Below are 20,102 nucleotides of genomic sequence, written 5' to 3'. Positions count from 1 at the left end.
GCGTTAGGACGCGATCAAAAGGGCTGCGACCGCCCGGTCGATGGAGAGATAGAACAGGGCGAAGGCGACGGCGGCGGCGATGCCGAACTCGACCTTCTGGTTCTTCAGCATCTTCACGTGGCGCAGGATCTCGCGGCCCGAGAAGGACATGACCCAAGCGACGCTCAGCACGACCGGAAACGCGAACAGGAACGACCAGGTGCTTTCCGCCTGACCCGCGTAGGACGGATCGATCAGGGGGCGGATGTTGCGCACCCAAGGAGCGTAGGTCGCGGCATAGAGCGAGGTTAGCCAGGACAGGGTGACCGCTACGCCGAGATGAAAAGTGAACACCTCATGCAAACGGCTGAAATGGCCCGCATCTTTATCGGCTGTCATCGGAGTAGCCCCCAATTCAAGTTTCGCATCGTCAATTTTAATGGTTAACGACTGGTTAACTTGATTTGCGGAAGGCAGGCAATGATCCGCATTGTCGCGGGATGGAACCTTTGGCGCGATGCGGTTCCGTCATGGCCGGCACGATCTCCGGCGGGGCGGCCATGACGGCGAGAGTCTGACTCTATCGCTGAGCCTTGTTGTCCTCGATCAGCTTCACGAAGCGGTCGAAGAGATAGTGGCTGTCCTGCGGGCCGGGTGAGGCCTCGGGGTGGTACTGCACCGAGAAGGCGGGGCGGTCGGTCAGCGCGATGCCGCAATTGGAGCCGTCGAACAGCGAGACGTGGGTCTCGACGGCGTTTTTCGGCAGGCTGTCCGGGTCCACCGCGAAGCCGTGGTTCATGGAGGTGATCTCGACCTTACCGGTGGTCTTGTCCTTCACCGGATGGTTCGCCCCATGGTGGCCCTGGTGCATCTTTTTCGTTTTGCCGCCGACGGCGAGGCTCATCATCTGGTGGCCGAGGCAGATGCCGAAGGTCGGGATCTTTTCCTCGAGCACCTTCTTGATGACGGGCACCGCATATTCGCCGGTCGCTGCCGGGTCGCCGGGGCCGTTGGAGAGGAAGACACCATCGGGCTTCAGGGCCAGAACGTCCTCCGCCGTCGCGGTGGCGGGCAGGACCGTGACCTTGCAACCGGCGCGGACGAGAAGGCGCAGAATGTTGCGCTTCACGCCGTAATCGAGGGCGACCACGTGGTGCTTGAATTCGGTCTGCTTGCCGTAGCCTTCGCCAAGCGTCCAGGTGGACTCGTCCCAGTCGAAGCGCTGGGCGCTCGTGACCATGGGCACGAGATCGAGGCCGTCCATGGAGGGCAGGGCGGCAGCCTTGGCTTTGAGGGCCGGAATGTCGAAAGCGCCGTTCGGGTCATGGGCGATGACCGCGTTCGGCATGCCCTTTTCGCGGATCAGCGCGGTCAGGGCGCGGGTGTCGATGCCGGTCAGGCCGACGATGTTGCGGGCCTTGAGCCACGCATCGAGATGGCGCGAGGCGCGCCAGTTCGACGGGTCGGTGACGGTGGCCGCCATGACCGCGCCGCGCACGCCGGAGGACGAGGCGGCGTTGACGCTCTCGATGTCTTCCTCGTTCGTGCCGACATTGCCGATATGCGGGAAGGTGAAGGTGATGATCTGGCCGGCGTAGGACGGGTCCGTCAGGATTTCCTGATAGCCGGTCATCGCCGTGTTGAAGCAGACCTCGCCGGTCGCTTCGCCCACCGCGCCGATGCCGAAACCTTCCAGCACCGTACCGTCTTGGAGCACGAGAACAGCCGTTGCGCGCGGCTCCGTCCAGCCACTCGCTGAGTCTTTGTCTTGCAGCATCGTCATGATCTCTTTAAGTCCGAGCCCAATGGGCCGCGCTTGAGCAGGCCACCATGGGCCGCCCTTGAACTATCCCCGTGACTTAAGGGTCCGCTCGCGCCACGTCAACGCTCAAGCGCCTTATAAATAAAAGGAGATGCGCCATGCGCGAACGTTTCACGACGGAAATGAAAGAGGCCATGAAGGCCGGCGACAAGCGCAGGCTCGGCACTATCCGCCTGATTCAGGCTGCCCTCAAGGACAAGGACATCGAGGCTCGCGGCGCGGGCAAAGGCCAGGCCACCGAGGACGAAATTCTCGCGCTCCTGCAGAAAATGATCAAGCAGCGCCAGGAATCCATCACCATGTACGAGCAGGGTGGTCGCCCCGAGCTCGCCCTGCAGGAAAAGGAAGAGGCCGAAATCATCGCCTCCTTCCTGCCCAAGCAGATGGATGACGCCGAGACCAAGGCCGCCATCGAAGCCGCCATCGCGGAAGCGGGTGCCGCTTCCATGAAGGACATGGGCAAGGTCGTCGGCCTGCTGCGCGCGAAATACGCAGGCCGGATGGATTTCGGCAAGGCGAGCGGGATCGTGAAGGACCTGCTGCCGAAGGGGTGAGCTCCTCGTCATCCGGATGCCCAAAAGCGATCCGGGATCGCGTGACGGGAAGGGCGCTTTTCCCGGACAACGATCCCGGGCTCCGCTGACGCGGCCCCGGAGTAACGGCGGAGGGTGTCCATTCCCGGGCGCGCGCCGTCTTCACCTCTCCCGTTGCGGAGAGGTCGAGCGAAGCGAGGGTGAGGGGTTGCGCCTTATCCGCAAGAGGGCGCAACCCCTCACCCCAACCCTCTCCCCCGGGAGAGGGAGCAGGCGCGCGCCTGAACATGGCCTTGCGGGTGCTGGTTTTCAAAGAACAAGCGCCTTTGGGCTCGGGGCTGAAAAAGCCCCAAGCCTGAGAAGCGATCGAGGGTGGCGCGACGTGCGGTCCGGCTCGATGATGGCAATGAGATGTGAGAGCCGGCAGGCACCTCGCGCACGGTTCTTTTAGGCGGACAGGCGGCGTTGGCTCCAACAGCTGCCCGTGGCGGACACCGTCTGCGAGAGACGGGCGGCCCCGGACAAACCTGAGCCCTCGGCACAGCCTGGGCCTCCCGCCGAATGGGGTTGCGTACCCCCACTCGCGGGACCGTGCCCGACCCCACAATCACGACGCCTCGCGAGCGCGCCCCTCGGTGGGTCGGGACAGGAAGAGAGATAGCCAAGGTTGGGACAATTGTCAAGAACAAAAAGGGAACAAATACCTGCTTGCGGCTCAATAGCCTCTGATCGAAACCACCGCTTCTGCCTCTCAGTCCTGCGCCCATAGACAGCGATGGCACTGCCGTGATGCGGATTTGCCGGCTCCCGCTCCAGCTCGATGGCCCAGTCGTCGCCGCGCTGCTCAGAGGCGGAGGCACCCTTCACAAAGGCCAGGACGGCCGCCGCTCTATGGGTGATCCCGACAACGGCAGTGGCCATCTGGAATTGCCGCCATTGACCTGGTGGCCGACGCCTGTCCTTGGGCCTTCATGCCAACCACGCCATCGCATACCCCCTGCTTCATGCATTTTTTTTCGGCAGTTGTTCCGAGTCTTCACATGAAACATGAGGTCTCCGCCAGAGCGGTTTAGACTTGATGTTTACAGAGGGAGTTTTGGGAAATCATCTTCCGAATACGCGGAAACGACATTTTATCCGGTTCCATAAAGGGGCTTATCGGAAATTCGCACACGCCATTCAGGTATGACAGCGCTGCTGTGCGTTGCCCTTCGACGCCCAAGCCAGACGGGAGCCGTATTCCGGTTGCCAGCGCAGCCTCAAGGCGAAGCCGGTCGGACGCCGTCAGGGTAATGGAGATGCCAGTGCGCATGCCCCAGCCTCGCATGGGCCCTCACCAAGGGGAGTCCTCAAACGGAGTCTTTTGTTAGGCCGAGATTGCTAGCCGATATCCTCAGCTTGGCCTCAAGAACTCAAACGAAACTGCTTAGCCCCGTTCCTTCTCGGAATTTACAGTGTGAAATTTGCCGCTTTGCTGGCTTATGTCCGGATAGGAAAGTCATCCTGAGTTGCCAGATTGACGAATTCGATCAGTAGCGCCTCGATGCGATCCCTGTCGATCTCCGAAATGTCAATCTCCAAGCGCTTGGTCTCTTTCGGAAGGTACATGTAAAGATGAACGATCCCGCTTTCCGACAGGTCAGCCTCCATTACACGGGTTGTCCTCTTCCCATCTATGAAAAAATCGAGCCGGCCACGGCCAATGGATGGATAGCCAGGATGAGAGTAATCATGTGGGATGGTCTGGCTTACTCTGATTTCTGCGCCGATTACGGAGAGTCTTTTATTTAAGTCATATAAAATAGGCGGGATGCTGTCGCGGATCTGAAGCCATTTCTTCAGAGAGCCATATTTTCGGGACGCTCTTGCGTCAGCTTCCTGTGCTCTTTTCTCTGCTTCGGCTGCAATGTCGCGGCGCTCGAAAGCCTCGCGGTAAAGGACCCGCTGGAGATTCTTCTCGTTTTCTGCGCTGCTCACGTGCTGTCCCTTAAAATGTCCCAGGAATATTCGGGGTGCCTGCTTCTACCCCTTGTCGAGGGAAAGTGCCCAGATAAGCCTTTATATCTCTCACATTTCTCCGGTGAGAGGGAGATGTGTATCATGCCATCGGGAACCCGGAGAGCAACGCCATCCACGCATTCCGACGGAGAAATGTAGGCAATGTCCCGAAATGGCACATCTCGGAAGTAGATCGACGCCTCTACTTCCTTATCCTCTTCGAGCTGTGCCGCGCCGTGCCGCCAATAGCTGTGAAGCGATATCAAACTCGCCGCTGACCTCGACCTGCCCCATCATCGCCTCGGTTTTGCGCCTGGCCCGAGGTGCGGGGGCTGTGATCCAGGTGGCGCTTGCGACGCCCTGGTCGCGGGGCTAGGCATCCCCGCAGGTGGGCTCTATTGACCGCACGCTGTGAATAGCGGGCGCAAGCCGACGCGTGTCGTTCCCTAGTGTGCCGCTCTAGACTATCCAACATATTTGGAGAATTCGCTTCGTGCGCTACCCGCCCAACGTCCTTGATGAGATCCGCGCTCGGCTGCCGGCTTCGGCGGTCGTGGGCAAGCGCGTGCGTCTAAAAAAGGCGGGGCGGGAGTGGAAGGGGTTGTCGCCGTTCAACGCGGAGAAGACGCCGTCCTTTTATGTGAACGACCAGAAGCAGTTCTATCATTGCTTCTCGTCCGGAAAGCACGGCGACATTTTCACCTTCCTGATGGAAACGGAGGGGCTTTCCTTCCCCGAGGCCGTGGAGCGGCTGGCGGCGGAGGCGGGTGTTCCCTTGCCGACCCTTTCCCAGGAGGACCGGGAACAGGAGGTGAAGCGCAAGAGCCTCTATGACGTCATGGAGCTGGCGGCGGAGTTTTTCCAGGCGGCACTCCAGGGCCGTTCCGGCGCGAAGGCGCGGGATTATCTCGCCGGGCGCTCGTTGAGCGTGGATACCCAGACGCGCTTTGGTATCGGCTATGCCCCGCCGGACCGTTACGCCCTGCGCGACCACCTTGCGGGCAAGGGCGTCTCCATCGAGATGATGGACGAGGCGGGCCTTCTGACCTCCAGCGAAAACGAGACGGTGCTGCGCGACCGATTCCGTGACCGGGTGATGTTTCCGATTTGCGATCTGCGCGGCCGGGTCGTCGCCTTCGGCGGGCGGGCCATGAGCGCGGACGTGCCGGCGAAATACCTCAACTCGCCGGATACGCCGCTCTTCAACAAGGGGCGGCTCCTCTACAATTACCATCTCGCCCGTCAGCCCGCCCACGATCGGGGCACCGTGATCGCGGTCGAGGGCTACGTGGATGTGATTTCGCTGAGCGTCGCGGGCTTTCACAACGCAGTGGCGCCCCTCGGCACCGCACTGACCGAGGATCAGCTTGCGCTGCTCTGGCGTCTGTCCGACGAGCCCATTCTTTGCTTCGACGGCGACAAGGCGGGGCGGCGGGCGGCCTTCCGCGCGCTCGACATTGCTCTGCCGAGCCTGACCCCCGGCAAGTCCCTGCGCTTCGCCATGCTGCCCGAGGGGCAGGACCCGGACGATCTCGCCCGCGCCGGCGGATCCGCTGCCGTCGAGCGGGTGCTCGCCTCCGCCCGGCCGCTGGTCGACATGCTCTGGACGCGGGAGGTCGAAGTCGGGCCGCTCGACACGCCCGAAAGACGGGCGGCCCTGGAGCATCGGTTGCGCGAATCACTTGCACTGATTCGCGACGAAACCCTGAAACGGTATTACCGAGAAGAGGTTCAGGCCCGCATCGCGGCCCAGAATCCCGATCCGCGCGCGGCCCGATTTAATCGCCAGGGCGGCGGCGGAAGGCGGGAGCGTGGGGGGCCTTCCCCAACGACGCCGAGTGCCCGTTTGAGTGTCTCGCCGCTGCTGGCGCGCAGCGCGCTTTTCATGGGCGGATCGGCGGAAAGTCCGCGCGAAGCGATGATCCTATGCGCCTTCCTGGCCCATCCGGAATTGCTGCAAAACCATGCTGAAACCCTTGCGGAGCTTGAGGTTGAGGGGAGGGGGCCGCAGGCGCTCCGGAGCCTTCTGCTCGATGGCGCCGCCAGCGGCGAACCTGCCGATCTTGCCGTCATGCAGGTCCGCCTGGAGCGGGGTGGATTGCTTCCGGTAGCGGACAAATTGACGGCTCTGGTGCGCCCCGGGGACCGCTGGATGCTCGATCCGCATGCCGATCCAATGCGGCTTGAGGACGCATTGAGACAAGCGATCACCTTGCATCGGCGCGCACGCACGTTACATAGCGAACTTCGGGCTGCTGAACGCGCGCTCGCCGAAGAGGACAATGAGGCCAATCTCGCCTGGCTGCGAGAGGTCCAAAACCAGCTGTCCTCCGTCGAGGGTGCCGAGGCCGACCTGGACAACAACGTTGTCCGTCGCGAACAGTGAATGAAGGTCGGTACGCGGCATGGGCAGAGCTGCGGGTTGAGCGGGGGATGGTTAACGGTTAGTCAAGCGACTCACTGTTTTATTGTCGGGAACGGATTTCGGGTGGTGAGGCCGCGGAGCTTTGCCGCCCATTCGCGTATCATCGGGCTTGTTTGGGGGGCCGGTGAGACGCTGGAGTAGTGCAAAGCATGGCGACGAAGGCAACCGAACGGGACGAGGCTGAGACAGCGGCTCCGGAGCAACAGAGCGACGGGCCTTTGCTTGACCTGACCGATGCCGCCGTTCGGCGGATGATCAAGCTCGCGAAAAAGCGCGGCTATGTCACATATGACGAATTGAACGAGGTTCTGCCGTCCGAGGAGTTCTCCTCGGAGCAGATCGAGGACGTGCTTGGCCAGCTCTCCGAGATGGGCATCAACGTCGTCGAGTCCGAAGAGGCGGAAGAGGGCGAGAAGGCGGAAGCCGAGGAAGAGGAAGCCGAGGGCGGCGATCTCGTCGAGGCGTCGCAGACCCGCGCCGTTGCCGTCCGCGAGACGACGGCAAAGGAGCCGACCGACCGCACCGACGATCCGGTTCGCATGTACCTGCGCGAGATGGGCTCGGTGGAGCTTCTCTCCCGCGAGGGCGAAATCGCCATCGCCAAGCGCATCGAGGCTGGCCGCGAAGCCATGATCGCGGGCCTCTGCGAGAGCCCGCTGACCTTCCAGGCCATCATCATCTGGCGCGACGAACTCGTCGAAGGCCGGGTGCTGTTGCGCGACATCATCGATCTGGAAGCCACCTATGCCGGCCCGGACGGCAAGGGCGCGCCCAAGGTGGATGGTCTGGGCGACGGCGAGGGCGAGGAAGAAGCCGGCGCTGAAGACGCCGAGGGCGTGAACCCGCCCGAAGGCGAGATGGACGACGACGACCTCGAGAACAACGTGTCGCTCTCGGCCATGGAAGCCGAGTTGAAGCCGCGCGTTCTCGAAACCTTCGACTCCATCGCCGACAACTACAAGAAACTGCGTCGCCTCCAGGTGGAGCATGTGGAGCAGCGCTTGCAGAACAAGCAGCTGACGCCTGCCCAGGAGCGCAAGTACAAGACGCTCAAGAGCGACATCGTCACGAGCGTGAAGTCGCTCTCGCTCAACAACAACCGCATCGAGGCGCTCGTCGAGCAGCTCTACGACATCAACAAGCGGCTCATCTCGCATGAGGGTCGCCTGATGCGCTTCGCCGAAAGCCATGGCGTCGCTCGCGAGGAGTTCCTGCGGCACTATCAGGGGTGGGAACTCGACCCGAAATGGGTGCTGCGCGTCTCCAAGCTCGGTGGCCGGGGCTGGAAGGACTTCGTCGCCAAGGGCAAGGACCAGATCCACGACCTGCGCGAGCAGATCCACAACCTCGCCTCCGAGACGGGCCTGGAAATCCAGGAATTCCGCCGCATCGTCATGATGGTGCAGAAGGGCGAGCGCGAGGCCCGGCAGGCGAAGAAGGAGATGATCGAGGCGAACCTGCGTCTCGTGATCTCGATTGCCAAGAAGTACACGAACCGCGGCCTGCAATTCCTGGATCTGATTCAGGAGGGCAATATCGGCCTCATGAAGGCGGTCGATAAGTTCGAGTACCGTCGCGGCTACAAGTTCTCGACCTATGCCACCTGGTGGATTCGGCAGGCGATCACGCGTTCCATCGCGGATCAGGCCCGCACGATCCGTATTCCGGTGCACATGATCGAGACGATCAACAAGATCGTCCGCACGTCGCGCCAGATGCTGCACGAGATCGGCCGCGAGCCGACCCCGGAAGAGCTGGCCGAGAAGCTCGCCATGCCGCTGGAAAAGGTGCGCAAGGTTCTCAAAATCGCCAAGGAGCCGATCTCGCTCGAGACGCCGATCGGCGACGAGGAGGATTCACACCTCGGCGACTTCATCGAGGACAAGATGGCGATTCTGCCCATCGACGCCGCGATTCAGTCGAACCTGCGCGAGACCACGACCCGCGTGCTTGCCTCGCTCACGCCGCGCGAAGAACGCGTGCTTCGCATGCGCTTCGGCATCGGCATGAACACCGATCACACGCTGGAAGAAGTCGGCCAGCAATTCTCGGTGACGCGCGAACGTATCCGTCAGATCGAGGCGAAGGCTTTGCGCAAGCTCAAGCACCCCTCGCGGAGCCGGAAGCTTCGGAGCTTCCTGGATAACTAAAGAGCATGATGAGCATGCAAAGATCCAAGGCGGGCCCTCAAGCCCGCCTTTTTCATGCGACGAAGAACGCGTAAGCCGCGCCGCCCGCCGCGACGGCGGCGACACTGACGGCGCCAACGATCCAGCCCGCTTGGCGCGTGCCGACCGCGAAGGTCATGCCGGCTTTGACGATGGTGTTGACTGCTGCCGCGATGCTGATGCCGCCGGCGGCCGCCACCAAGCCGATGCTGCCCTGCGACAGACGGGAGAAGGACAGGGTGATGGCATCCACATCCGCAATGCCCGAGAGCGCTGCGAGGAGGTTCAGGCCGGTTTCGCCCGCATAGGCCGTCACGATCTTGGCCAGGAAGCTGATGGCCGCGACGAGGGCGGCCAGTTGGAACGCGGCGCGCAGATCGAGCGGGTTCTTCAATTGCAGGTCGGGATGCGCCGAATCCGAGCTGCGCCCAAGCAGCAGGAACGCGGCCCCGAACACGAGGACGAGCCCTGCCGTTCCGAGCATCCAGGCAAGCGGAATGAGAAGCGCTGTGTTGATGGCGCTCGCGATAACGAGGATCCGGGCCACCATCACAGAACCCGACAGCAGAATGCCGCCGGCAACCAAGGTGCTTGATGACGGGCTCTGCTTCGCGAGGCGGCTGAGGGTCAGGGTCGTCGCGGTGGATGAGGCAAGCCCGCCCGCGAGCGCCGCCATGGCGACGCCCGCCTGACTGCCCATGATGCGGATGGCGAAGTACCCGACGAAGGAAATGCCGCCGAGAATGATGACGAGGAGCCAGATCGCCGCCGGGTTGATGGCGTCCCACGGATCGATGGTCCGGTTAGGCAATAGCGGCAGCAGCAGGAAGGTCATCGCCAGAAGGATCAGGGCCGACCTGATCTCGGGCCAGGTCAGCATCCTGACCCAGGCATGGAGAGGCTGCTTGAGTGCCAGGACCAGCGTGACCGTGACGGCGGTGGCAATTGCGATCTGCAGATTGCCGAGGACGGTATAGGCACCGAGGGCGAAGGCGATCAGGGCGGCGACGACACCGGTGACGCTGAAATTGCGCTCCGCCTGCGCTTCAAGCCACGAAAAGGCGCTGAAGCCTCCGGCGAAGGCGACGAAGGCGAAGCCGAGGAATGTCGGGCTCGTATAGGTCGCCAGCGCCGCGCAAATCGCTCCCAGCAGGGAGGAGAGGGTGTAGGTGCGCAAGCCCGCCGTGCGTTCTCCCTCGGCCTCCTCGCGAAACTGCCAGCCGCGCTCCAGGCCGATCAGCAGCCCGATCGCAAAGGCGACGGCGAAGCGGTGAAGGAGGGGGTCCTGGATCATGGGCCGACGCCTCGACGTTCCTCGACAAAAGGAGGCACGGGCCCAAGTATGACGCTGGATCGCACGCCTGGATAGGGAGGTGGGTCCCAAGTGTGGAGGGCACCGAAGGATACCGCAGGTTTCTCCTGAGGGCATTGGTGAAAAACGACTTTGTTGTCGGGACGGCGGAGACAGGGAGCGATCACTCTCGGCAGGCTGGGGCGGCATTCATCACAGGATGAACGACGTCCCGATCTGGGAGGTGGTCATCTGTTTGGAAGCGTCGCGATCATCCGTGAGGTGGACGATCACTAAGTCTTTCTGGGGGATCGGTGGTAAGGTGATTGTCCGCTGCCGGGAGCGATCTGCGATGAGCAGACGTTCGGGAGAACGGAGGATGGCATGGCTGAGGTTCGTAACTGGTTGATCGATCATACCGGTATCGGCGTCTCCGATATCGACCGGTCAGCAAAGTTCTACGAAGGTGCATTGAAGCCGCTCGGTGTCGCAGTGGTCATGCGCATATCGCGCAACTTCACTCCGGCGGAGGAGGGAGATGCCGAGCTAGGTGGCGTCGCTTTTGGTATCGATTATCCGATGTTCTGGATCGACGTTTTTCATCCACACGGCCTCAGGCAACATACGGCGTTTCGAGCCAATAGCCGAGAGCAAGTTGAAGCTTTCCACTGCGCAGGTTTAGCAGCTGGTGGGACCGATAATGGAGGCCCTGGCCTGCGATCCGGTGGATACCCACCCGGTTATTACGCGGCTTTTCTCCTTGATCCCGACGGGAACAACATTGAGGCCGTGTTCCGTGAGGAACAGCTGAACGTCCGGCTTTAGAGGCTGGGCACCGATGAGCTGTGTTCGCAAGGGGTTGTGAGCCGACTATCACACCAGGTCCCTGGTTTCTCTCCGAAGCCGGCGCTTTGGCCATTTCATGGTTGGGGCCGACGAGTGGTGGTCTTCACCGAAACGTCCAAGCCGACAAGGACCTCCATCGCTCACCTCCATGATCCGCTCGGCTGTATCGGTGGAGCCGAGAAATGCGTCAGCCACCGCATTGGTGCAACTGACCATCCTATGCGAGCGTCCACACCCATGTCAGCGCGTGAGCTCCAGAAGAACCGGCTGGTGATCCGACGACTGGATGTCCTGATTGTAGACGATCCGGCTGGCGCGTGGCGCGAGGTCCTCCGTCACGAAGACGAAGTCGCAGCAATGTGGCTGCCCGTTGGTCTGGTCGTAGAGGCAGAAGGACGGCGGATGGGCGTCCGCCCCGTTCAGGACCTGCCAGGCGTCCATCAGAGCGGGCACGCCGTTGTCATACGCGTCCGAGAGGCGCAGTTTCGTCGGATCATGCGGCTTCATGTTGAAGTCGCCCGTCAGGACGGCGGAACGCGCCGTCGGGAACCGCGCGTAGGTTCCGGGGCCGTTCTCTCGCGGCAGCGCCACGCGGTCACAAGCCATGCGATGAGCCTCGCGGATGCCCTCCACTTGCGCGCGGCGGATCTTGTCGGAGGAATATTCAAGATGTGTCGTCATCACCCGCACCGGCCCGAAGGGCGCATTGACCACCGCTTCGAGCAGCAGGCGCGGCATGTTGCGTGTGCTGTCGGCTTCCCAGGGCAGGGTGTGGCGCAGCACCTGCGCGACGGGGAGACGGGAGAGGATCATATTGCCGAACCGGCGGCGTCCGCCATTGCCGTCCGGCACATCGAGGGCGACGCCCTCGATGGCGGTGTAGCCGGGGAGCAGGGCGGCAATCTCCGCGAACTGGTTCTCGCCCCCATTGGCTTGGAGCCCTGCGAAATTGTCCGAGACTTCCTGCAGGCAGAGCACATCGAAATCCGCGATGGATTTGGCGTCGTCGATAAGCCGCGCGAGATCGAGGCGGCCATCGACGCCGAGGCCCCATTGGATATTCCAGGTGATGAGTTTCATGTCTTGTCCGAATGACGCGGGAATTATTGGCCGACCTTGCTCAACACGTCCGCTTTCAGGAAACGCTCGATGATGAGCATGAACAGAACCGATGGCACGAGCAGGATCAAGGCCGTGATCGATGCGATCTGGTAATTGCCGCCCATGCTCGCATTGTAGAGCAGCAGCGGAAGCGTCGTGACCTGCGGCACGCCGACGAAGAAGGTGCCGGTGAATTCGTCGAGGGATTCGAGGAACACGAAGATGCCGCTCGCCATGATGCCCGGCGCCGCGAGCGGCAACGTGACGGTCGCGAATGCCCGGAGCGGCGAAGCGCCCATGTTGCGCGCGGCCAATTCCAGATCCCGGTCGACGGCGGCGAAGGCGGCTGCCGCGATCCAGACCGAATAGACGAGGCCGTGCGCCGCGTGCACCAGCACCACGCCGGGAATCGTGCCGGTCAGGCCGAGGCTGTAGAACACGCGTGCGACGTTGATGTAGATCGCGACTGACGGGAACGCCTGCGGCAACAGGAACAGGATCATGATGAATGTGCGCCACGGCAGGCGCAGGCGCGCGAGCGCGTATCCCGCAGGCACCGACACGGCGAGCGCGACGACGACGACGAGGCTTGCAATGCTGACGCTGGTTGCGAGCGACGACATGGCATCGCCCGTCGGCCGGAACACGACCTCCCAGTAACGCATGCCGTAGCTGACGGGCAGCTTGAATGGCGCGTACCAACGTTCCGCGACGGACCAGAGAGCGAGGTTTGCGAGCGGACCGAATAGAAGAAAAGCGAACACGGCCAGTGCGGCTGCCTTCAGCAGGGTTCCGCCGATCTTCGTGCCGCTGGCCAGGAAAGCGGGGATCGAGGGTCGCCCGCGGAGCGCCGCCGCCCGAGAGGACAAAGCAATCGATTGCGATTGATCGTTCACGCCTGGACCTCCCGCTTGACGTTGTGACGGAGATAGATCCAGGCGGCGACGGCCGAGAGCGCATAGGAGATGACGCCGAGCGCGTTCGCGGTGGCGTAATCGCCGTAGGAGTTGATGCGGAAGGCCATGTCCACCGTGAGCATGGTCGGTTGGGAACCGGCGACCATCATCGGCACCGACAGAACCGAGAGCATGGTGACGAAGGACAGGACAAGGCCGACGAGCAGGGTCTGCGCGACCTGCGGCAGCACGAGTTCGCATAGGATGCGCGGTCGCGACGCGCCGAGATTGCGTCCCGCTTCAATCGTCGCCCTGTCGATGGAGGCCATGGCGCCCGCGAGCATCAGCGTCACGAACGGCACCTGCTTCCACACGAAGGTGATGATGATGCCGCGCCAGTCGAGGAAGCTGGTGGCTTGAAGCGGTTCAAGCACGCCCGTGGCGACGAGCGTATTGTTCATCAGGCCGTTCTTGGCGAGGAAGGTGCGCATGCACTGCGCCGCCACGATGAACGGGATGAAAAGCGGCCAGCGATAAAGAGCGCGCAAACCGGCGACCAGCCACGGCGTTTCGCTGAGCGTCAGCACGCCTGCGATCATGATCGAGAAGATCGCGGTCAGGATCGTCGAGACGATGACGACGAAGATCGTGAACAGGATGTCGGTCGAGTAGAGCTCGAAGGCCTTCTCGAAATGCGTCAGCGACAATTGCCCGCCCGCCGTGACGGCGGAGGCGAGCGAAAAGCCGAGCGGGTAGAGGAACAGCACACCGATCATCAAAAGCGCCGGTGCGATGAGAAGAAAGCCGAGGAGCGAAGGTCGCGACATACTGGGGGAACGCCCTGTCTTTACGACTGGTGAAGAGCGGAGAAGGGCGGCTTTCTTGAAAAGCCGCCCCGGATCTTATGAAGAAAATGCGAGGCCTTAGTTGGCGACCTTCTTCTCGTAGGTTTCGAGAATGTCGTTGAAGTAGGGGCCGATCGGGAACGGCTTGCCCTTGGCAGCGAGATCCTCCGGAGAGATGTCGGTGAACAGCGCCTGCCAGGCGGCCTTGTCGAGCTTGCCTTCGAGGTTCTTGGCGTCGATGCCCGGATACCAGTTGAAGCGCTTCACGATGCCTTCGGCCTGCACGTCGGGGCTCGTGGCGAGCGCCACGAACTCGGCGGCGAGCTTGTCCTGCGCGGCCTTGTTCGGGATCGCGTAGTACATCGGCTGACCCGGCATGCCCGGCGAGACGAGCTTGAGGCGCATGTTCGGCGGCAGCTTGCCGTCGGCCTTCCAGGTGTAGAACATGTCGACCCACACCGGACCCATGGCGATTTCGCCACGGTTCAACATGTCGAGCGTGCCCGCGTTGCCGGGGGTGATGATCACGTTCTTGTTGAACTCCTTCAGATCGGTCATCGCCTTGTCCCACGCGGCCTTGGTGGAGGCATCGTAGGGGCCCGACTCGAGCTTGGCGGCATCGCCAGCGAAGGCCGCGACCCAGCCGGTGACGAAGGCAACGCCGGACATGCCGCCCTTGATGCCGTTATAGCCGAACTGCTTCGGGTTCTTGGCCGCCCATTCGCGCAGCTCAGGATAGCTCGACGGCGGGCTTTTCACGAGGTCGGGGTTGTAGGCGATCGCGGTCTGCGAGTGGAACATCGGCATGACGAAGCCGGAGACGTCCGCGCCGAGCGAATTCGTGGCGGTGTCGCGCGTCACAAGAGAACCGGTGGCGATCTTCTCACGATACTTGTTGAGCAGCCCTTCCTGCACCATCGTGCCGGCGGCCTTCTGGTGGATGACGACCACGTCGAAATCGACGGCGGCGGAGCCTGCCTTCTTCTGCGCATCGAGCTTCTCGTAGATCTTCTGCGAGCCGCCATCACCGGGGCCGGTGCCGACGGCCACGACCTTCACGCCGGGATGCGACTTCTCGAACATCGGTCCGAGATAATCCTTGATGTAGTCGACCATGTTCTGGTCGCCGGCGGTGGCGACATTCAAGGTTTGCGCCTGCGCCGGATAGGCCAGCAGGGCAGCAGTGAAGCTCAGCGCCATGACGCTCTTGTGCATGGTTGTCTTCCTTATTGAGCGCTTGGGAAAAGGTGGAGGGATTCCAGTGGCAAGCGCAGCCCGACTGGATTGCCGAGGTCGAGATAGCGATCATCTGTCACGGTAAAGTGACGGTCTCCGGTCGCGACGAGATAGCGGTAGTGTCCGCCCGGATAAGTCCGCTGAGTGATGGTGCCGGGCAGCACAATGGCGTCTTCGCTTTTCGCGCCCAGGTCCTGGATCGTCGCCACGTCGTCGCGAAAGTAAGCGGTCACGGAGCCCATTGGCGCCCTGCCGCTCCAAAGCGTCGGCGCATCTTGTCCGCTTGCTCTCACTTCCAATCCGGACGCTCCCTGACGGACATCGAGATCGATGGTGTTGTCCGCGCCCATGAAGCTCGCGACAAACGGCGAGACCGGGTTGTCGTAGACCTCCTTCGGAGATCCCACTTGCGCGATGCGGCCCTGATCCATCACGACGATTCGGTCGGCCATGGTCATGGCTTCCTCGCGGTCGTGCGTGACCTGGATGGCGGTGAAGCCGAGGCGACTTTGCAGCGATTTGATTTCCGCGCGCACCTGAATGCGCACCTTCGCGTCGAGATTCGAAAGCGGCTCATCGAGGAGCAGCAGATCGGGCTCGATGGCCAGCGCCCGGCCCAGCGCGACGCGCTGGCGCTGTCCGCCTGACAGATTGGTGACCTTGCGATCCTCCAGCCCAGTGAGGTTGAGCATGCGCAGCACGGTTTCGACCCGCGCGCGAACGTCCGCTTTCGACATGCCCCTGAGGCGCAGGCCATAGCCCACATTGCCGAGGACGGTCATATGCGGCCAGAGCGCATAGGATTGGAACATCATTGCGATGCCGCGCTTCTCCGGCGGCGTGTCGACCACGTCCTTGCCGAAGAGCCGAATCGCACCGCCTGAGGCTTTCTGGAAGCCTGCGATTGTGCGCAGGAGGGTGGTCTTGCCGCAGCCCGACGAGCCCAGAATGGCGATGAACTCGCCTGGAACCACATCAAGGTCGACGCCATGCAGCACGCGCTGCGCGCCATAATTGACCTTGAGGTCTTCTATTTCGATAGCAACCGAGGCGGACTTCACGGCTATCTTAACCTCCCTCATCGCACGCTAAAACGTGTCTCTTAAGAACCCATCAGAACACGATTGCCGGCTAAGGAAAAGATGCCTTGAGCATTGCGAGACGGATTTCCTCTAAGGAAGCCGTGTTTCAGTTCTGTGACGATGCGGCGTTCTTTCGGCCTCTCACCTTGTGCCATAGGGTGACAGCGCCGCCCGCGTCCTTCATGATCGCGCGAGTTCGGATAGGAGATTCCATGAGTGAGAAGGTGATCAAGGAAAGCCAGCCGCGCGTGCATTACGACTGCACCAAGTGCCTGGCGTTCTGCTGCTCGATCTATGAGCGCGTGGCGGTCACCAAGCGCGACATCACTCGGCTCGGCAAGCATTTCGGTGTGTCTGCGGCGGAAGCGAAACGACGTTACACGACCGACCGCGACGGCGAGCGCGTTTTGAAGCGCGTGAAAGACGTGGTCTTCGAGGAGACATGCGCCTTTCTCGACCAGAAGACGCGCGGCTGCACGATCTATCATGGCCGCCCGGAAGTGTGCCGGTCCTATCCCGGCCGGTCGCGCTGCGCCTATTACGACGTGCTGCGCTTCGAGCGCACGCAGCAGGACGACGAGAATGTCGTGCCGCAGGTCAAGATCATCTTCCGGGAGGACGAGGCGGAGGCGTAGGAATCGCCGGAGGCGCGGCGGGAGCCGTCTCGTGGGGGTGTGTTGGCGCAACCTGCGTTCCCGGTTCGACGACGATGGTTGCAGTCATGCCCGCGCTTAAGGACACCGTGTCCGGCACATGGTCGAGCGCGATGCGAACCGGAATGCGCTGCGCAAGGCGCACCCAGCTGAAGGTCGGGTTGATGTTGGCGATGAGGTCGCCTGTTCCCTGAATCATTTCGCGATCGACGATGGCGCGTGCGACGCTCTCGACATGCCCGTCGAGATCGTCCGGAAATCCCATCAACCGGATTACGGCCTTGTTGCCTTCGCGCAGGTTGCGAAGCTTGGTCTCCTCGAAATAGCCGGAAACATAGAACGAGTCGCTGTCCACCAGCGCGACCACCGCCTTGCCGGCGGTCGCGTAATCGCCGGGATTGAGACGAAGGTTCGTGACATAGCCGTTGACCGGTGAGCGGACTTCTGTCCGGTCCAGGTTGAGGCGCGCGGTGTTGAAAGCGGCGAGCGCCTGATCATAGGCTGCCGTTGCCGTGGCGGCTGCTGTTTCGGCCTGTTCGATCGCCTCGACCGTGACGGCCAGGCTTGACAGTTGTTTGCGCCGCTCCAGCTCGCGCTGTCGCTGGGCCTGCTGCAGTTCCAGTCCCTCGAGGCTCGCCTGGGCCTGAGCGAGCGCGAAGCGATAGCGCTCGGGATCGATGGTGAAGAGAAGATCCCCTTTCTTGACCACTTGATTGTCCTTCACATGGACCTGTGCGACGGGTCCCGACACGTCGGGGGCGATTTCGATGATGTCGACCCGCACGCGTCCGTCTCGTGTCCAGGGATTGGCCACGTAAATTTGCCAGGCGAACCAACCGGCTGCGACGGCGGCCGAGGCGATCAGGGTTGTGACGACGACGCGGACGGTGCGGGGAACGGGCACGGTTCAACCATCCTACCGAAAGACGATAAAGACGCAGCCAGCAAGAATCAGGACATAGAGCGCAGTGTTGAACAGGGCGGGATGCCACACGAAGCGATAAAATCCGGCCCAGCCGAGGCTCGTGGACACGCCGAACCACAGCACGCCGGCGAGTGCGGCATAGGCCAGGATGGGCGGCACGAAGACGCCGAAAAGATCGATCTCCTTGATCATGCGGGAGCCTCGCTACGAAGCGCATCGGGGACGATATGCGGCCGCGCGACGTCGAAGAAATCCTGATGCCGATGCAACGCGCTGCCCAACGCGACGAGCGCGGTCAGTATATCCTCACCGGCAGGTCCGGCTTCCTCCAGAAGCACCGCTGCTGCGTGGTCGATTTCCGGCAACGTGGTCGTACGGGACACGCCATCCTTGAGGTCGCCGAAATGCGTCGCCAGCGCGGCCAGGACCTGATCAATCGACCTGGACACGGTAGAGGGAAGGGATGCCTTGGTCGCCTTCAGATTCAGGATGTTGAAGCCGATGCGCAAGGCCGAGAGCGCGCTGCGCATCGTCGCGCGCTGATCCGGTTGGCCCATGTCGAGCCGCCAGAAGAGCGCGTTGATGCGGTCGAACATCCGGCTTGCGAAGCGACTGATGTCGACTGGCGCTGTCGTGCCCGCGATTCGCTCGAGGTCTTGCAGGATACCGCGCCGGATGCGGCGCACCGTCCATTCGGTGCCCAGCGGACGCAGGAGACGGAAACTTAAGATGCTCGCCACGATGCCGGCGAGAAGCGCCGAGGCCGAATTGATATAAGCCGCCATGTCGGTCTGCATGCTGATGTTGGAGAGGCTCATCAGCGCGACGAGATTTAAGCCGAGCGGCGTCACCTGCGTGCCGATACGCGGCAGGGCCAGCAGCACGCCGAAGGGGAGGTAGAACGGCAGCAACACCACGACCAATGACGGAAAGTCGTCGATCTTCGGGAAAATCGCGAAAAGATAAATTGCAGCAGCAACGGCAGAGATGAGGGTCATGCGCAGGAAATTCTCGGCTGCCGTCGCCGGGTCGTCGAGGGAGGCGAGAATGCTGCACATGATGCCGCTGTAGATGACTGCGGTGCTGCCATGCGGCCAGCCGGTCGCGACCCAGAAGGCAGAGGCGATGAGAACCGTGACGGTTGAGATCGCGCCGGCGACAAGGGCGAGGGTCACGTCGCGATAACGCGAGGAGGATGGCGCAGCTTCCGGCATCTTCAGCGGGCGCCCCGCATACAGACTGTCCCGCAGGTCGAGGACGCGCTGCCACGTTCCCAGCGCATCGCGCAGGCGTATCAGGATGTTACGCACGAGGATGTTCCGGTGGTCGCGCACGAGCTCGTCGAAGCTCGGCAAGGCTTGCATGATCTTGCGTTGCAGCGCGACGATTTCGGTCGAGAATTCGACGCTCGGTTGCAGCGGATCATCCCGATCGAGCAAATCCGCCGTTTCGCTCAGGAGCGGTTGCAGGGCTTCCTGCTTGGCGGCCGCATTGCTGCGCAGAAGCGCGACGCGATCATTGATGGAAACGAGAAGCGATAGCAACGTCAGGACTTGCCCCTGCAAATGGCGCGCGACGTTTCCTGCGGCGCGAACCGACGGGGTGTCGAAGTTTGCGTAGACCCTAAGCGCATCAAGCGCGATCACATCCGCGATCATCTTGCGTTGGTCGGTGAAGGTCCTCTCCTCCTCTCCCTCGCCGCGCAACACATCGCCGACCCAGCGCGCGGCAGCGACCAAGGTGGCGTCGACCGAAATCCTGAGGGCCTCGCCCGCGCGTCGTGGAAAGACGAGCTGGCTGACAAGAGTAGCGCAGCCGATACCGAGGATGATTTCGAGGCAGCGGCCCACCGCGTAGTCGAAGGCCGTGTCCGGAGCCAGCGCCGCCGGGATGCCGATGATCGCGGCGGTGTAGCCGGACAGCATGGCGCCGTAGGCGGCGGGCGCATCGCGAAGCATCACGGCGACGAAGGTGCACAAGCCGATCCAGAGGGCGAGGGAGGCAAGGAAGAACGGGCCGATCTGCGCAAAAGCGCCGACGAGCACGAGCGCCATGGTCGCCCCCACGACCGTTCCCGTGACGCGGAACAGGGATTTCGCGACCACCATTCCAGTGATGGGCTGGGATACGACGAACACCGTCAGCATGGCCCAGCTTGGCTGGGTCAGCTCAAGAATAAAGGCGATGTAGAGGGCAAGCATCGCCGCGCCGAAGGTCTTGATTGAGAAAACCACTTCTCGCCAGGTCGGCTGTGGCATGGAATTGTGTCTCTCGGGCTCCGGTGGCGACTCACACGCCATTC

17 protein-coding genes are annotated in these 20,102 nt (G+C 62.4%); 5 read left to right on the top strand and 12 right to left on the bottom strand.

Going from position 1 to position 20,102, the window contains the following annotated elements; all coding sequences use genetic code 11:
• Positions 1 to 3 precede the first annotated feature (3 nt).
• Positions 4 to 378 (bottom strand): hypothetical protein, encoded by a 375-nt coding sequence (locus tag I2H38_RS12980; RefSeq protein WP_196272284.1) that lies wholly within the window; start codon positions 376 to 378, stop codon positions 4 to 6.
• Between the two features lie 181 nt (positions 379 to 559).
• The gene (gene carA / locus I2H38_RS12975; RefSeq protein WP_196272283.1) at positions 560 to 1,756 is read right to left on the bottom strand and encodes a glutamine-hydrolyzing carbamoyl-phosphate synthase small subunit; all 1,197 of its coding nucleotides are present in this window, start codon (positions 1,754 to 1,756) and stop codon (positions 560 to 562) included.
• 143 nt (positions 1,757 to 1,899) lie between these two features.
• On the opposite strand from carA, the gene I2H38_RS12970 reads away from it, so the two are divergent.
• Positions 1,900 to 2,355 carry a GatB/YqeY domain-containing protein gene (locus I2H38_RS12970; protein WP_196272282.1) on the top strand — a complete coding sequence of 152 codons (456 nt, stop codon included), beginning with the start codon at positions 1,900 to 1,902 and terminating at the stop codon, positions 2,353 to 2,355.
• A gap of 1,458 nt (positions 2,356 to 3,813) precedes the next feature.
• On the opposite strand, the gene I2H38_RS12965 is transcribed toward I2H38_RS12970, so the two are convergent.
• A complete protein-coding gene (locus I2H38_RS12965; protein WP_196272281.1) occupies positions 3,814 to 4,311 on the bottom strand; it encodes a hypothetical protein in 498 nt (165 codons plus the stop codon).
• 514 nt (positions 4,312 to 4,825) lie between these two features.
• Between I2H38_RS12965 and dnaG the strand changes: the two genes are divergently transcribed.
• Both dnaG and rpoD read left to right on the top strand, forming a co-directional pair.
• Positions 4,826 to 6,718, top strand: coding sequence for a DNA primase (dnaG, locus tag I2H38_RS12960; RefSeq protein ID WP_196272280.1), 1,893 nt, complete (start codon positions 4,826 to 4,828; stop codon positions 6,716 to 6,718).
• Positions 6,719 to 6,906: 188 nt separating this feature from the next.
• Positions 6,907 to 8,907 (top strand): RNA polymerase sigma factor RpoD, encoded by a 2,001-nt coding sequence (gene rpoD / locus I2H38_RS12955; protein WP_196272279.1) that lies wholly within the window; start codon positions 6,907 to 6,909, stop codon positions 8,905 to 8,907.
• A gap of 52 nt (positions 8,908 to 8,959) precedes the next feature.
• Here rpoD and I2H38_RS12950 read toward each other — a convergent pair whose 3' ends face one another.
• On the bottom strand, positions 8,960 to 10,219 hold the full coding sequence (locus tag I2H38_RS12950; RefSeq protein WP_196272278.1) for an MgtC/SapB family protein: 1,260 nt from the start codon (positions 10,217 to 10,219) through the stop codon (positions 8,960 to 8,962).
• A 381-nt stretch (positions 10,220 to 10,600) separates the two neighbouring features.
• On the opposite strand from I2H38_RS12950, the gene I2H38_RS12945 reads away from it, so the two are divergent.
• Positions 10,601 to 11,041 (top strand): VOC family protein, encoded by a 441-nt coding sequence (locus I2H38_RS12945; RefSeq protein ID WP_324617396.1) that lies wholly within the window; start codon positions 10,601 to 10,603, stop codon positions 11,039 to 11,041.
• 261 nt (positions 11,042 to 11,302) lie between these two features.
• On the opposite strand, the gene I2H38_RS12940 is transcribed toward I2H38_RS12945, so the two are convergent.
• From I2H38_RS12940 to I2H38_RS12920, 5 genes are all read right to left on the bottom strand, one after another.
• Positions 11,303 to 12,142, bottom strand: coding sequence for an endonuclease/exonuclease/phosphatase family protein (locus tag I2H38_RS12940; RefSeq protein WP_196272277.1), 840 nt, complete (start codon positions 12,140 to 12,142; stop codon positions 11,303 to 11,305).
• Positions 12,143 to 12,165: 23 nt separating this feature from the next.
• Positions 12,166 to 12,963 carry an ABC transporter permease gene (locus tag I2H38_RS12935; protein ID WP_196272494.1) on the bottom strand — a complete coding sequence of 266 codons (798 nt, stop codon included), beginning with the start codon at positions 12,961 to 12,963 and terminating at the stop codon, positions 12,166 to 12,168.
• A gap of 92 nt (positions 12,964 to 13,055) precedes the next feature.
• Positions 13,056 to 13,886 (bottom strand): ABC transporter permease, encoded by an 831-nt coding sequence (locus I2H38_RS12930; RefSeq protein WP_196272276.1) that lies wholly within the window; start codon positions 13,884 to 13,886, stop codon positions 13,056 to 13,058.
• A 96-nt stretch (positions 13,887 to 13,982) separates the two neighbouring features.
• Positions 13,983 to 15,119 (bottom strand): ABC transporter substrate-binding protein, encoded by a 1,137-nt coding sequence (locus I2H38_RS12925; protein ID WP_196272275.1) that lies wholly within the window; start codon positions 15,117 to 15,119, stop codon positions 13,983 to 13,985.
• A gap of 11 nt (positions 15,120 to 15,130) precedes the next feature.
• The gene (locus tag I2H38_RS12920) at positions 15,131 to 16,201 is read right to left on the bottom strand and encodes an ABC transporter ATP-binding protein (RefSeq protein ID WP_324617395.1); all 1,071 of its coding nucleotides are present in this window, start codon (positions 16,199 to 16,201) and stop codon (positions 15,131 to 15,133) included.
• 233 nt (positions 16,202 to 16,434) lie between these two features.
• Here I2H38_RS12920 and I2H38_RS12915 point away from each other — a divergent pair, with 233 nt between their 5' ends.
• Positions 16,435 to 16,857, top strand: coding sequence for a YkgJ family cysteine cluster protein (locus tag I2H38_RS12915; protein ID WP_196272273.1), 423 nt, complete (start codon positions 16,435 to 16,437; stop codon positions 16,855 to 16,857).
• On the opposite strand, the gene I2H38_RS12910 is transcribed toward I2H38_RS12915, so the two are convergent.
• The 3 genes from I2H38_RS12910 to I2H38_RS12900 are packed head-to-tail and all read right to left on the bottom strand — an operon-like array spanning position 16,826 to position 20,058.
• Positions 16,826 to 17,779 carry an efflux RND transporter periplasmic adaptor subunit gene (locus I2H38_RS12910; protein ID WP_196272272.1) on the bottom strand — a complete coding sequence of 318 codons (954 nt, stop codon included), beginning with the start codon at positions 17,777 to 17,779 and terminating at the stop codon, positions 16,826 to 16,828. The genes I2H38_RS12915 and I2H38_RS12910 overlap by 32 nt on opposite strands.
• Positions 17,780 to 17,791: 12 nt before the next feature.
• Positions 17,792 to 17,992 carry a DUF1656 domain-containing protein gene (locus I2H38_RS12905; RefSeq protein ID WP_196272271.1) on the bottom strand — a complete coding sequence of 67 codons (201 nt, stop codon included), beginning with the start codon at positions 17,990 to 17,992 and terminating at the stop codon, positions 17,792 to 17,794.
• Positions 17,989 to 20,058 carry an FUSC family protein gene (locus I2H38_RS12900; protein ID WP_196272270.1) on the bottom strand — a complete coding sequence of 690 codons (2,070 nt, stop codon included), beginning with the start codon at positions 20,056 to 20,058 and terminating at the stop codon, positions 17,989 to 17,991. The genes I2H38_RS12905 and I2H38_RS12900 overlap by 4 nt, the downstream gene beginning before the upstream one ends.
• Positions 20,059 to 20,102 lie beyond the last annotated feature (44 nt).

Origin of the sequence: Microvirga alba (assembly GCF_015694465.1) — a bacterium.
GTDB lineage: Bacteria > Pseudomonadota > Alphaproteobacteria > Rhizobiales > Beijerinckiaceae > Microvirga > Microvirga alba.
This window is presented reverse-complemented; position numbering and strand designations above follow the sequence as displayed.

Coding starts and splice junctions, on each gene's coding strand:
- I2H38_RS12980 (WP_196272284.1), bottom strand. CDS start 378: ATGACAGCCGATAAAGATGCGGGCCATTTCAGCCGTTTGCATGAGGTG.
- carA (WP_196272283.1), bottom strand. CDS start 1,756: ATGCTGCAAGACAAAGACTCAGCGAGTGGCTGGACGGAGCCGCGCGCA.
- I2H38_RS12970 (WP_196272282.1), top strand. CDS start 1,900: ATGCGCGAACGTTTCACGACGGAAATGAAAGAGGCCATGAAGGCCGGC.
- rpoD (WP_196272279.1), top strand. CDS start 6,907: ATGGCGACGAAGGCAACCGAACGGGACGAGGCTGAGACAGCGGCTCCG.
- I2H38_RS12950 (WP_196272278.1), bottom strand. CDS start 10,219: ATGATCCAGGACCCCCTCCTTCACCGCTTCGCCGTCGCCTTTGCGATC.
- I2H38_RS12945 (WP_324617396.1), top strand. CDS start 10,601: ATGGCTGAGGTTCGTAACTGGTTGATCGATCATACCGGTATCGGCGTC.
- I2H38_RS12940 (WP_196272277.1), bottom strand. CDS start 12,142: ATGAAACTCATCACCTGGAATATCCAATGGGGCCTCGGCGTCGATGGC.
- I2H38_RS12930 (WP_196272276.1), bottom strand. CDS start 13,886: ATGTCGCGACCTTCGCTCCTCGGCTTTCTTCTCATCGCACCGGCGCTT.
- I2H38_RS12925 (WP_196272275.1), bottom strand. CDS start 15,119: ATGCACAAGAGCGTCATGGCGCTGAGCTTCACTGCTGCCCTGCTGGCC.
- I2H38_RS12915 (WP_196272273.1), top strand. CDS start 16,435: ATGAGTGAGAAGGTGATCAAGGAAAGCCAGCCGCGCGTGCATTACGAC.
- I2H38_RS12905 (WP_196272271.1), bottom strand. CDS start 17,992: ATGATCAAGGAGATCGATCTTTTCGGCGTCTTCGTGCCGCCCATCCTG.
- I2H38_RS12900 (WP_196272270.1), bottom strand. CDS start 20,058: ATGCCACAGCCGACCTGGCGAGAAGTGGTTTTCTCAATCAAGACCTTC.